We start from the raw sequence: 13049 nt of genomic DNA on the forward strand, positions 1-13049 counted from the left end.
AACCTAGTCTTATACATACAATTCAAATACTATTCATTGTATGCATATTATGCAATATTGTTGATTAAGTAATTACAACCTCTAATTATGAAATATTATGTGTATGGGTTAGTGCAGGGTTAATACACATAATGTATATGCATAATATTTTTTATCTGTACTGAAAGTACCTTCTCATTTTAGCTTATTTTGCCCATCTCAATAACTGCTTCATCCATCTCTGCGGCTACTTCTTTCACTTCATCAACTACATCTGGGTCCACAACAGCAATCAGGCCAATCCCCAGGTTAAAGGTAACCCGCATATCATCTTCCGGGACGTTCCCCAGCTTCTGGATAAGCTCAAAAATAGACGGACGTTCCCACGCATTCCAATCTAACTGAATAGTTAGTTTATTGGGAACTACACGCTTTGTATTCCCGATAATGCCTCCACCCGTAATATGTGAAAAGCCATTGACACCGTTTAAGTCCCGCAATTTTCGGATAATCGGGAGATAGGATTTATGTACGGCCAGCATTGCATCCCCCACGGTGGTACCCAGTTCATCTACATGATCATCCACTTCATATTCCGAAAACAGTACTTTTCGGGCCAGTGAATAGCCATTGGTATGCAGGCCGGTACTGGGGAATCCCAATAGCACATTGCCTTTTTTGATATGAGACCCATCGATCACTTTTTCCCGATCTACCATTCCCACGATGGTGCCCGCCAGGTCAAATTCACCTTCGCTGTAAATGTCCGGCATTTCGGCGGTCTCCCCGCCAATGAGCGCTACGCCATTTTCTTTACAAGCCTGAGCAAATCCTTTAACCACCTGGTAACCTACTTCCTGCTCCAGTTTACCGGTCGAAAAATAATCCAGGAAGAAAAGAGGATCGGCACCACAAACGGCAATGTCATTTACGCAGTGATTTACCAGATCCTGTCCCACGGTATCATATTTTTTCGATTTAAATGCTACAATCAGTTTGGTACCTACGCCATCTACGCTGCTGACAAATACCGGATCGTCGTAGCTGCTTAAATCGGGACGAAAGAATCCCCCGAATCCCCCAATATTTTGCAATACGGCATCACTGTGAGTTTCCTGAACCAAGCTTTTGATGGATTCGACCATCTCTTCTCCGGCTTCGATATCAACGCCGGCATCTTTGTAGGTAAATTTCTTTTTGCTCATTACGGATTACTGAAAATTATTATTCGCTTTTCAAACTGATATAAATATAGCCAACTTGGATCTCGTTTTTAAGAAATATTTCTCCACATTATCCACCGGAAACCCTTAATAGTATTAAATAAATAATATTTGTAGTACATAGTAGTTACTGTGGAAAAGTGGATAACTTTTTAACACACAATATGCAGATTGGTAAATTTGTATTGTGGATTATTTTGTGGATAAAAATAATAATAAAAACAAGGACTTAGACGAATTAATTTTAAGTTATTAACAATTCACAGAAAAGTGAGTGTCAAGTAAAAAATGTTATCTACACAAATTTCTTACTTTATAACTTGTGGAAAATAATATTCTGTTGTTGAAAGCTGTGGAGAAATTTTGTTGGTTTTGATTGGTCTATTTTGAGAAGAAGTTATACACATACTTATCCACATAGTTATTAACAGACTTAGATATGAAAGTAGTGTTGCAACGGGTATCGGAAGCGAGTGTTTTAGTGAAAAATGAGCGCGTCGGTTCTATCGGTCAGGGCTTAATGCTGCTGGTGGGCGTCCATGAAAATGACACTGAGGAGCAGATGCAGTGGTTGGCTGAGAAAATTTTAAAACTTCGTGTTTTTGATGATAAAGATGGGAAAATGAACCTGTCGGTGCGGGACGTAGAGGGTGAAATATTAGTCGTTCCACAGTTTACCTTGTATGGGGATTATGAGCAGGGAAACCGACCCAGTTATTTTGAGGCGGCAGGTCCGGATAAGGCTGAGAAACTCTACGAGAATATGATAAGTTATTTTAAACAACTTTCGGATCTCAATATTGAAAGCGGCCAGTTTGGCGCTTATATGGATGTGCAGCTCCACAATGACGGTCCCGTTACGTTGGTGATGGAGCGATGAGTTTATCTACTTTTGTCCTCAATTATCAACAGGGTTAGGAAGGTTTAAAATTGTTTAGAATTTAGATCCATGAGTTTTTCTGCCTAACTATAGGGAGAAAACAAAAGAGTGTCATTTAATAAGATGTTGACCCCGATAGCTTTCGGATTAACATCTGTAGAATAAATTATATAAGAGATCCTGAAACAAGTTCAGGATGACATGAAAATATTAAATCATTATGTCCTCTGTAATTTTTCTTTTTATAGATGGGGTAGGGCTGGGCAAAGCCACAGATGCGAATCCTTTTACGCAATCCACCTACTGTGGATTTTCGGCTATGGCGGGTGACCAGGAATTTTCGGACAAAGCATCAGAATTAACCGATACTAATCACCTGTTTAAATTTGTTGATGCCCGTCTTGGTGTGGATGGATTACCACAAAGTGGAACGGGTCAAACGGCTTTATTTACCGGGAAAAATGCTTCTAAAGAGATCGGCAAACACTTTGGACCCTTTCCCCATTCGGGGATCAAACCTTTTTTAAAAGAGGATAGTCTATTTATTAAAGCAAGAGAGATGGAAAAGAAGTGTAATTTTATAAATGCTTACCCGGATATCTTCTTTCAAAAAGCGCGAAAACGAAATCGCTGGAGCTGCACTACGCTCATGACGAAGAGTGCAGATATTTCACTTAATACTACTAAGGAAGTAAAAAGAGGTCAGGCACTAACTGCCGAGTTAACACAGCAGGCCTGGCGGGAGCATCTTGATATTGATGTTCCGGAAATTAGTCCCGAAGAAGCTGCTGACCGGCTACTGGAGCAAACGGAGAGCTATGATATGCTGCTGCACGAATATTATCTTACCGATAAAGCAGGACACAGCCAAGATTTCGATAAGGCTGCGCATTACTTAAAAACGTATGATCGTTTTTTATGGCATCTTATTAATTATAAAAACAGTGATACTACCCTTGTGCTTTGCAGCGATCATGGAAATGTAGAAGATTTGTCGACTAAAACCCATACCTTTAATAAGGTACCGCTTTTTGCCTATGGGTCGGAAGCATCCCAGTTTAAAGACGCAAAAAGTATTATGGATGTGACGCCGGGAATTCTTGAAATTTTAGAAGAATAATTATATCTAATTAGTTAGTTAAAAAAATCATATCAATATGCTAAAAGAACTTTTACAGACTGATGCCAATAAGACTACCTTACTCATACGTCTAATGGTTGGATCGGTATTTTTGTCCGAAGGTATCCAAAAATTTTTGTATCCGGTGCAGCGCGGTGTGGGTCGTTTTGAAAGCATGGGATTTCCCGCGCCGGAATTCTTCGGCAATTTTGTAGGAGTGCTTGAAATACTGGCCGGACTGTTAATTCTTTTTGGACTATTTACCCGTGGTGGTGCCTTTCTCACTTTCTGTATTATGAGCGTAGCAATAATCGTGACTAAAATTCCCATCGCTTTTGGTGCCTCCTTTGGACCGTTTGAATTACGAGAGCTCAGCAACTACGGCTTCTGGAGTATGGCTCACGAAATGCGTACCGATTGGGCCATGTGGCTCGGAAGTATCTTTTTGATGATTAAGGGTGGAGGAAAATGGTCGCTTGATTTACAATGGATTTCCGAGAAAGATGCTGAATAATAATGCCGGAAGAACTTAAGCGCGCAATAAAAACCCCCGGCGCCATCCTCATGGGTCTGGGCTCAATCGTGGGTACCGGAATTTTTGTAAGTATTGCCATTGCCACCCAGGTGTCGGGTAACGGCATTGTTATTGCTATTGTAATTGCGGCGATGCTTGCGACTTTTAATGGACTAAGCAGCGCTCAGCTTGCAGCGGAACATCCGGTGAGTGGGGGCACTTATGAATATGGCAATCGGTTCCTTAATTCCTACTTTGGTTTTACAGCTGGATGGATGTTTTTAATAGCTAAATCAGCTTCTGCAGCAACGGCGGTGCTGGGTTGTGTGGGCTATCTTTTCTATGCCTTTGATGTGGGTGCTGTTAATTGGTTAATTGTCGTCGCCGGACTCTTTTTGCTGTTGATCATGACGATCCTGGTTTCCGGGGGAATCAGTCGCAGCAATCAGGCAAATAAATATATAGTGTCGGTGACGCTTGTTGGACTTGCTTCGCTTGTGGTTGTCGGACTATTCTTCAACGGAATTCCGACCCGCCCAATAGTGGATGCCTTCACTGATACCTCGGGATCATCCATTCTCTATGCTTCTGCGCTGATGTTTGTGGCCTATACCGGCTACGGACGTATCGCCACGCTGGGCGAAGAAGTATCTGAACCGCGCACGACCATTCCCAAAGCTATTATATTGGCGATGGTGTTCATTGTGATTCTGTATCTTGCCGTTTCGCTTACGGCTCTGCAGGTGATGGGTGCCGAGGCCTTTGGTCAAACTGTGGATGGAGAAGCTGCCCCGTTAATGGTAGTGGCACAAACGCTATCAGTGCCGGTTATTGGTCCGGTTATAACCATTGCCGCTATTACAGCTATGCTGGGGGTTTTGCTTAATCTCATATTGGGATTATCTCGAGTAATGCTGAGCATGGCACGTCGCAGAGATCTTCCCGGAGCGCTGGCAAAGGTCAATCCCAATACTCAAAGTCCCGTTGCGGCAGTATGGATGACAGGAGTACTAATCGGGTTACTTGTACTTAGCGGCGATGTCGTTTTTACGTGGTCGTTCAGTGCTTTTACGGTGCTGATATACTATGCCATTACCAACCTATCTGCGTTTGTGATGCCGAAAGATCTGCGGCTCTATCCCCGGTGGATCCCCGCCATGGGACTATTCGGCTGCCTATTTTTAGCGTTCTGGATTGAGCCAACGATCTGGATCAGCGGGGTATTGTTGATAGGAGTTGGACTTATTTGGCACACTATTACTCGAAAAGGACGAGGCGAAAAATAGAAGGGAATTTCTTTTTCTAAAGTATGTTAAATAGGTATATAGTGTTATTGATCAAGCTACTAACATTTTTCTGGTTGTAATACAATTCTCCCCTTACGAAAGGGGAGAGTAAGAGGGGTTGGAAGATATCGAATAATTAATCTGTAAATTCGATTATATCAGCTCGGACGGTAATCATTACTTTGGTATAGATAAGTAGATTCAGGATATCGGTATCATAGCGTACATTGGCAAGAGCCAACCGCTTACCATTGATCGTGCCACTGTCCTTTTCGTAGTTAATCCACAGATTTTCGAGGGCTTCTTGGTAGAGCATACCCGTTCCTTCTACGCGTCCGGCAGCAAATGTATTGGTGGTAAATCCGGTGGAATAGCTAAATCCCAATACATAGCCTGCTTCCGCAGATCCGGAAACATTGGTAGCAGTGATGGTATAATTAGCTCGTTCTAAATGTACAATGGTTTGATTGGCTGACAGAAAAGCGCCCGATGTCGTACATCCCGAAATAAAAAAAGCGCTCAGTACGGCGAATCCCAAAATTGAATATTTCATCTCCTCAATGGTTATTTTGATAACTATATAAGGAAATTATCTATTGAAAGGGAAGAAGGTTGTAAGGTGTTATCCCTAAATAACGTACAGGAATAACTGTCGATTGAACAGAAGGAGTGAGAGGGAATAATTCATCGAACGGCTGGGGTTGCCGTCCGATGAATAAAAGAGATTTACTTACTGTTTAACGTTACTTTTATGCGATCAAATATTTCATCAATAGATCCCACGCCGTCAATGGTTTCTACCACATCCTGTTTTTTGTAATGATTGAGTACCGGAGCAGTCTCTTCACGATACACGGACAAGCGATTCTTAACTTTTTCGGGAGTATCATCCGAGCGGCCTTCATCGCGACTCAAAATACGATCCACAAGTTCATATTGGGGAACCTCCAATTGTAGAAAGGCATCCAGCTTTTTGCCTTTTTTATCCAACAGCGCATCATAGGCTTCGGCTTGCGGAACGGTGCGCGGAAATCCATCCAAAATATAGCCGTCGTTATATTTCTCATCTTTAAGCTCTTCTTCAACCAGGCCTACTACCTTTTCATCGGGAACCAAGTCACCGGCATCTAAAATAGCTTTCACTTCTTTACCGAGCGGCGTTTCGTTTTTAATGGCTGATCGAAAAATTTCTCCGGTAGAAAGATGGGGAATATCATACTCTTCACTGATGAGGTTAGCTTGTGTTCCCTTGCCCGCGCCGGGAGGTCCGAAAATGATGATGCGCATAATAAGTAGTTAGGTTAAGTGCTCTTAATTAAGTGATGAAGAAAATACCGTAATCGACAAGTATATTCAACGAAAACCGACGTAAAATATCCCTTTATTTTTGTTCGAATAAAATAGGATATACTGCCTTTAATGTCTCCCATCATATCTTGCATAAATTTATAGTATTATATATAATACCATTATGCGTCCATTACAAATAGTAACAGATACAAATGTTATATATGCAGCTCTTCGTTCAAAACGTGGGGCTTCGTACAAACTCTTATCATTGATAGACAGTAATAAATTTGAAATTAATCTCTCTGTTCCTCTTGTTATTGAATATGAAGATGTCCTAAAACGCAAGCAGGATACACTGTCATTTTCAAGTAATCGTATTGAAAAATTTGTTGATTACCTATGTTTCTTTGGTAATTTGCATGAGGTATATTTTCTTTGGCGCCCTATTTTAAACGATCCAAAAGATGATATGCTTTTGGAATTAGCTGTAAAAGCTAACTGTCAATATATCATAACTTATAACAAACGAGATTTTCAAAGCGTTGATAAATTTGGAATAGAACTAGCAAGCGCAAAAGAATTTCTTAAAATTATACAGGAGTTATCATGAGTACTTTAAGTGTTCGACTACCAGACTCTTTACACAAAAAATTGAAGGAACTAGCTCAAAAGGAGGGAGTTTCTATGAATCAGTTAATCAATTTGGCTGTTTCAGAAAAGCTATCTGCCTTACTTACTGTTGACTACCTTAAAGAAAGAGCAGAAAAAGGAAATCGCCAAGAGTTTGAAAAAATTATGGCAGATGTCCCTGATGTAGAACCGGAAGAATACGATAAATTATAAACGGCAAGTCCGATATTGTAACCTCATATTGATTTATAACTAATTACGCGTTTTATGAATATTCACCCCTTACGTCGATGTTGTATCCTATTGATCTTTTTCTTTGTCACTGGATTTGTACAGGCCCAGGAAAACGAATCGCTGCTTGAGGCCGGTCCCATGCTGGGTTATGTGGAGATGCAGGAAGCGAACCTGTGGATACAAACAACAAAACCGGTTTCGTTTGAATTAACATATTGGAAGAAAAATAAAAAGGATGCACCCAAGCATGTTTTTAGTAGTTCAACCTTGGCGCTGGAGTCTAATACGGCACAGGTTAAGCTGACGGATCTTGATTATGGGACAACCTATCAGTATGAGCTAACCATTGACGGAGAGAAAATTAATCTGCCATATAAAACGGAGTTTGCGACCCAACAGCTTTGGCAATGGCGCAAGCCGGCGCCCGACTTTTCGGTGGCGATGGGATCGTGTCTGTATATAAATGATTCGGATTTTGATCGTCCGGGTACGCCTTACGGAAAAGGCACGGAGATACTAACGCATATCAATAATCAGCACCCGGATATGATGCTGTGGCTGGGGGATAATGTCTATTACCGCGAGCCCGATTTTTATTCTAAGAAACGGATGGATTATCGCTTTAAGGATGCCCGTAATACCCCTGAACTGCAACCGCTATTAGCAAATGCTATTAATATTGCAACATGGGATGATCATGACTATGGACCCAACAATTCTGATCGATCCTACCGCATGCGTCAAGAAGCATTGGAAATTTTTCGAAGATATTGGGCCAATCCGGGATATGGAACCCGTGAAACGGATGGGGTTTTTACCAGATATAAGTATAGTGACGTGGAGTTTTTCCTGATGGATGATCGCTTTCACCGGGCACCGAATCAGCTTAAAAAAGAGGACAAGGATTTCTTTGGCAAAGCGCAGCTGCAGTGGTTGATGGATAGCTTGGTGAGTAGCAATGCCACTTTTAAGATTGTTGTGGTTGGTAATCAGGTGACCAATAAGATGAATGAACATGAGTCGCTGTTGGCGTATGGCGAAGAATATGAAACGCTTATGGAATTTTTAGATCAGCATGATATTCCAGGGGTACTCTTTCTGTCGGGAGATCGCCATTTTACGGAACTGCTGAAAACAGAGCGCAAAGACGCCTATCCGCTCTATGAATTTACCTCTTCGCCTCTAAGCAGTGGGACCTATGGAGATTTGAACGAATCCGAAGAGTATGATAATCCGCAGCGGGTGGATGGTACGTTGGTTTATGAGGATCAAAACTTTGGGATGATGCATGTACGGGGAGAGAAAGAAAATCGCAAGTTAATTCTGGAAACTTACGGTTCTGATGGAGAAAAGCTGTGGGAGCATAGCATTTCGGCCTCAGAACTTGGCCATGATTAACCGTTATTGAGGGACTCGGTGTTATTGATGCCGCTTTATTGTGAGCTGCATATTTTTTACGTATCGTATTAGTTCTGACTTAATATAATTACTGCTATGACGTGGGATGAATTTTTTAGTTATGTCCGGGACATCTTGAACTTTGAATTGTTTAAGATGAGTGAGTCGCCCGTTACCATTGCTTCTATTCTGATTTTTCTTCTCCTGCTCACATTTTTTATTGGGATTGGAATATTTGCGAGACGAGCTTTGCAGCGACGTGTTTTAAAACGCTTTAAGGTTGATTCCGGCACCAGCTACACCTTATCACGCATTACCCAATATATGATCATTACCATTGGGGTGCTTGTATCATTTAATTTTGTGGGGATTAACCTAAGCAGCCTTACTGTCATATTTGGACTCCTTTCAGTAGGTATTGGTTTTGGTCTGCAAAATATAACCTCCAATTTTATATCGGGCCTTATTATTCTGTTTGAACGTCCCATTAGCGTGGGTGACCGGGTGATGGTTAATCAAATCGAAGGAGATGTTATTGAAATAAATATTCGAGCTACTATGGTGCGTACGGTGAATAATATTGTGATTATAGTGCCTAACTCGGATTTTGTATCCAAGGATGTAATCAATTACTCCCACGGCGACTCTACCTATCGGCTGGATATAAATGTAGGGGTTTCTTATGGCTCTGATTTAGATAATGTGCTAAAAGCACTGCAAGAGGTTGCTGATAATAATAGTTCGGTAATGAGGAATCCCCAATCGGAAGTACATATTATAGAGTTCGGTGACTCCTCATGGAATATGCAGCTTCGGGTATGGATTCCCGATGTTAAACAGTATCCTAAAATTCGCAATGAACTTGAATCAGGCGATTGTACGCACGTTCAGAAAATATGGCGTTGAGATTCCATTTCCCCAGCGCGATCTGCATGTTCGTTCCTCAGTGAAGTTGCCCGTAGATAGAGAGGGATAAAAATAAAAGTAGAGTCACGGTGTATCGTGACCCTACATGAAGGTGTAATTATTATATAGGCCTTTGCAAAACCATACTGTCATCGCGAATGTAATGCGGCGATCTCCTTTTAAAAGCTTTGATCGGGAGATTGCCTGCCTATGCCGAAGCTTTTGTTACATCATAAGCTTATTTATAGAAGGCTCCGCGCAGGCAGGCTTCTCAGGCTCGCAGTGACAAGTTTAATTTTTAGGGGTTTTGCAAAGGCTTCTTATAGTTTTTGAACGGTTAATTTTCTATCGGGATGGCATCCTGATCCATTTCCTGGATAAGCTCAGAAGCATCTCCTTCTAAAATGGGTTTAACGCGCTTAAACTGTTTATCAACTTTTGCTGCCAAATCCTCGTAAACCGCATATTGCTGTTCTGTCGGGCGCCCGTCACCGGTACCTACTGTGTTGGCCAGAGAAGCCAGCTTGTTATTCAGCTTAATAGGATAGTTTAGCACATCCTGGAACGACTCAGCTTTTGTCTGCATCAATTTCCCTTCCACATCCGAAAGGGTCGTTAGCATGGCATCAACGCGTTCTTGTACTTCGTCGTTATCGGAATAATCTGATTTTATTCCATTCAGCTCTTCGCGCACTTCACGAATGCGGTTGATGGTTTTGTGCGTTGTATCCAGCTTGCTGATAATCGTCTGATGCAGATCGAACTGAGCCTCGAAATCATCCTGCGTGACATCAATGCGGGGATCTTTGGTGATTTCGAACTCTTGGGTCATCAGCGTTTGATCATCCACAATCAAGCGCACCTCGTAGGTGCCTGGAACAGCCGTTGGTCCACGGGTAGAGCCGGCCCACAGAATTTGCCGTCCCTCTAAGTCTGTAGCTCCGGGATAGCGCATATTCCAGACAAAGGTATTCTGTCCTTGCTTGGTGGTCAGCACATCAGAAGGGACCTCGTGTTCTTTTTCATGGAATTCCTCGGACTCTTTTACCTCATTGCCATCCAAATCTTCTTTATTGGAAAAAGTGCGAATGACATCACCGTCCGATTCGGCAAAATGTAGCTCAACTTCCTGATCGGAAATTTTCGTATTTAGATTATAATGGACTACTACGCCATCCTCAGGATTTTCGCCCAGCGTTTGCCCGGGATCGGGTTCGGCGTGATTTCCAAACAGGTAGGTTGTTTCCGGCTGATAGAGATAGTAATCCGATTGCGTGACTTGATCACCAAGCTGGTGCAGTACGGATAGATCATCGAGTACCCAGAATGAGCGACCCTGTGTGGCTACCACCAGATCTTTGTCGCGCTTATGGACTGTTAGATCAGTAATGGGTACGGCGGGCAAGTTGAGCTGAAGAGGTTGCCAGAGTTCTCCATCATTGAACGAAACATAAACACCCGTTTCGGTACCAGCATAAAGCAGTCCTTCTTTATTGGGATCTTCACGAATTACGCGCGTGAAATCCTTGCTGGGAATACCGGTAGTAATTTTGGTCCAGCTCTGTCCGTAGTCATCTGTTTTATATAGCATCGGCTGAAAGTCATCAAATTTATAACGCGTAGCAGCTAGGTAAGCTGTCCCGGCATCGTGGGGCGATGGATCGATGATGCTGGCCATAGCTTCGGGCATGCCATCAGGCGTTACCTCGGTCCAGCTGTCCCCATTGTCGCGGCTAACGTGGATAAGACCATCATCGGCACCCGTCCACAGAACGCCGGGTTCAACGGGAGATTCCGCGAAGGTAAAGATGGTGTTATAATATTCAATGCTGGTATCATCTTTAGTAATAGGTCCGCCCGATTGGCCCTGCTTGGATTTGTCATTGCGCGTTAAATCTTCGCTGATGGTATCCCAGCTCATTCCCTCATCATCCGAACGGTGTACAAATTGTGACGTGGCATATAGGATATCCGGATTATGCGGAGAAATATAGATGGGGAAGGTCCACTGGAAGCGATATTTCAGATCCTTGGCACCGGCTCCCATCGGATTATCCGGCCACACGTCAATACGATCACTTTGATCCGTAAAGTCATTAAACTTATTAAAGTATCCTCCGTAACTACCACCATAGGTTACATTGGGATTTTCTGGGTCAGGAGCGATATAGCCACTTTCGCCACCGGCTACAGGATGCCAGTCGCGCGTTTCAATGCCATAGTCGGCTGTACGACTTTTAATGCCCACAGTGCTGTTATCTTGCTGGGCCCCGTAAATGCGATAGGGAAATTCGTTATCAGTAATTACCTGGTAAAACTGGCCGGTAGCATATTTGTGATACGATGACCAGCTTTTGCCGTCGTTATAGGAAACCTGTCCGCCGCCATCATCAGCTACGACCATCCGATCACCGTCATTGGGATCTATCCAAAGATCGTGGTGATCGCCGTGCGGGGTTCCTATGCGATCAAACGATTCGCCGCCGTCGGTAGATTTATAAAATCCTACATTGAGTACGTACACTTCATCTGCGTCCTCGGTATCGGCCACAATATGCGTGTAATACCAGGCTCGTTGACGCAGTTCGCGATTACTGTTGACGCGATTCCAGGTTTCACCGCTGTCATCAGAGCGGAAAACACCACCGTTTTCATTTTCGATAATCGTCCAAACGCGATCGGGGTTGACAGGAGAAACCGCTACGCCAATTTTGCCCATCAGCCCTTTGGGCATGCCGGGACGTTCAGAGATATTAGTCCAGGTTTCGCCGCCATCTGTACTTTTATATAGGCCGCTGCCTTCACCACCGCTCGACATTTTCCACGGATTGCGATAGGCTTCCCATAGAGAAGCATATAAAATGTCAGGATTAGTGGGGTCAACTTCGACATCAACAGCACCCGTAAATTTATTGTGATACAATACCTTTTCCCAGGTGTCACCACCATCCGTCGTTTTGTAGACGCCGCGCTCTTCGTTGCCCTCGGTTCCAAAGGCATGACCCATTACAGCCACCCAGGCAACATCTTCGTTCTTGGGATGTACGGCAATTTCGCCAATAAAATGGGATTCCGGCAGGCCAATATGCTCCCATGTTTTACCGCCATTGGTGGTCTTGTACATTCCGTCTCCGGCCGACATATTTCCGCGGATACAGGTTTCTCCCATGCCCGCATATATGACATTACTGTTAGATGGAGCTGCTGTTAAGCGCACCGACCGATCCGGTTTTAAAATCACCGTCCGAAACATTCACCCAGTTTTTGCCGCCATCTGTCGTTTTATAGACGCCACCGCCGGTAAAGCCCGTATAATAAGTATGCGGCTGATCGGGATGTCCGGTAACAGCTACCGACCGTCCACCGCGAAATGGACCTATATTTCGGTAATCTAAGTTTTGCAGATAGGGTGACTCGAATGATACTTCGTCAATGTCTTTTGCTTGATCTGAACCGCCAAAGCGTTGAGCCTCGGCAGAGAATGAAATCCCCATAAAAAGAAGGGCAGCAATAGTTATTATGGCGTATTTAAATTTTTGGTTGTGCAATAACATATATCCCTGGGTTGTGTTTAAATTAGTTTCGCCTG

General features: G+C 43.1%; 13 protein-coding genes. 8 read left to right on the forward strand and 5 right to left on the reverse strand.

The features are described 5' to 3' along the window. Positions 1-179: 179 nt before the first annotated feature. Positions 180-1184, reverse strand: coding sequence for a phosphoribosylformylglycinamidine cyclo-ligase (gene purM / locus U5J89_RS13715; protein ID WP_322576211.1), 1005 nt, complete (start codon positions 1182-1184; stop codon positions 180-182). A 457-nt stretch (positions 1185-1641) separates the two neighbouring features. Between purM and dtd the strand changes: the two genes are divergently transcribed. The 4 genes from dtd to U5J89_RS13735 all read left to right on the forward strand — a co-directional run bounded on the left by dtd (position 1642) and on the right by U5J89_RS13735 (position 5002). Beyond that, entirely contained in the window at positions 1642-2082 is a 441-nt protein-coding gene (dtd, locus tag U5J89_RS13720) for a D-aminoacyl-tRNA deacylase (protein ID WP_322576212.1), read from the forward strand. Between the two features lie 220 nt (positions 2083-2302). After that, entirely contained in the window at positions 2303-3202 is a 900-nt protein-coding gene (locus tag U5J89_RS13725; RefSeq protein ID WP_322576213.1) for an alkaline phosphatase family protein, read from the forward strand. Positions 3203-3239: 37 nt separating this feature from the next. Next, positions 3240-3716 carry a DoxX family protein gene (locus U5J89_RS13730; protein WP_322576214.1) on the forward strand — a complete coding sequence of 159 codons (477 nt, stop codon included), beginning with the start codon at positions 3240-3242 and terminating at the stop codon, positions 3714-3716. Positions 3717-3718: 2 nt separating this feature from the next. Then, a complete protein-coding gene (locus U5J89_RS13735) occupies positions 3719-5002 on the forward strand; it encodes an APC family permease (RefSeq protein WP_322576215.1) in 1284 nt (427 codons plus the stop codon). 136 nt (positions 5003-5138) lie between these two features. Here U5J89_RS13735 and U5J89_RS13740 read toward each other — a convergent pair whose 3' ends face one another. Together U5J89_RS13740 and U5J89_RS13745 are read right to left on the reverse strand one after the other, a co-directional pair. Next, positions 5139-5555: a DUF6567 family protein gene (locus U5J89_RS13740; RefSeq protein WP_322576216.1), complete on the reverse strand. Its 417-nt coding sequence runs from the start codon at positions 5553-5555 to the stop codon at positions 5139-5141. Between the two features lie 173 nt (positions 5556-5728). Continuing rightward, the gene (locus tag U5J89_RS13745; protein WP_322576217.1) at positions 5729-6289 is read right to left on the reverse strand and encodes an adenylate kinase; all 561 of its coding nucleotides are present in this window, start codon (positions 6287-6289) and stop codon (positions 5729-5731) included. A gap of 184 nt (positions 6290-6473) precedes the next feature. Here U5J89_RS13745 and U5J89_RS13750 point away from each other — a divergent pair, with 184 nt between their 5' ends. From U5J89_RS13750 to U5J89_RS13765, 4 genes are all read left to right on the forward strand, one after another. Next, positions 6474-6902 carry a putative toxin-antitoxin system toxin component, PIN family gene (locus tag U5J89_RS13750; protein ID WP_322576218.1) on the forward strand — a complete coding sequence of 143 codons (429 nt, stop codon included), beginning with the start codon at positions 6474-6476 and terminating at the stop codon, positions 6900-6902. After that, positions 6899-7135 carry a toxin-antitoxin system HicB family antitoxin gene (locus U5J89_RS13755; protein WP_322576219.1) on the forward strand — a complete coding sequence of 79 codons (237 nt, stop codon included), beginning with the start codon at positions 6899-6901 and terminating at the stop codon, positions 7133-7135. Before U5J89_RS13750 ends, U5J89_RS13755 begins: the two co-directional genes overlap by 4 nt. A gap of 54 nt (positions 7136-7189) precedes the next feature. Then, a complete protein-coding gene (locus U5J89_RS13760; RefSeq protein WP_322576220.1) occupies positions 7190-8554 on the forward strand; it encodes an alkaline phosphatase D family protein in 1365 nt (454 codons plus the stop codon). Positions 8555-8710: 156 nt separating this feature from the next. Further along, a complete protein-coding gene (locus U5J89_RS13765) occupies positions 8711-9460 on the forward strand; it encodes a mechanosensitive ion channel family protein (RefSeq protein ID WP_322576221.1) in 750 nt (249 codons plus the stop codon). Positions 9461-9797: 337 nt separating this feature from the next. Here the strand turns inward: U5J89_RS13765 and U5J89_RS13770 are convergent, their stop codons facing one another. After that, positions 9798-12677: a WD40/YVTN/BNR-like repeat-containing protein gene (locus tag U5J89_RS13770; RefSeq protein WP_322576222.1), complete on the reverse strand. Its 2880-nt coding sequence runs from the start codon at positions 12675-12677 to the stop codon at positions 9798-9800. Further along, positions 12652-13014 (reverse strand): hypothetical protein, encoded by a 363-nt coding sequence (locus tag U5J89_RS13775; protein ID WP_322576223.1) that lies wholly within the window; start codon positions 13012-13014, stop codon positions 12652-12654. The genes U5J89_RS13770 and U5J89_RS13775 overlap by 26 nt, the downstream gene beginning before the upstream one ends. Positions 13015-13049: the final 35 nt, after the last annotated feature.

Source organism: Fodinibius sp. (assembly GCF_034521915.1).
Classification (GTDB): Bacteria; Bacteroidota; Rhodothermia; order Balneolales; family Balneolaceae; genus Fodinibius.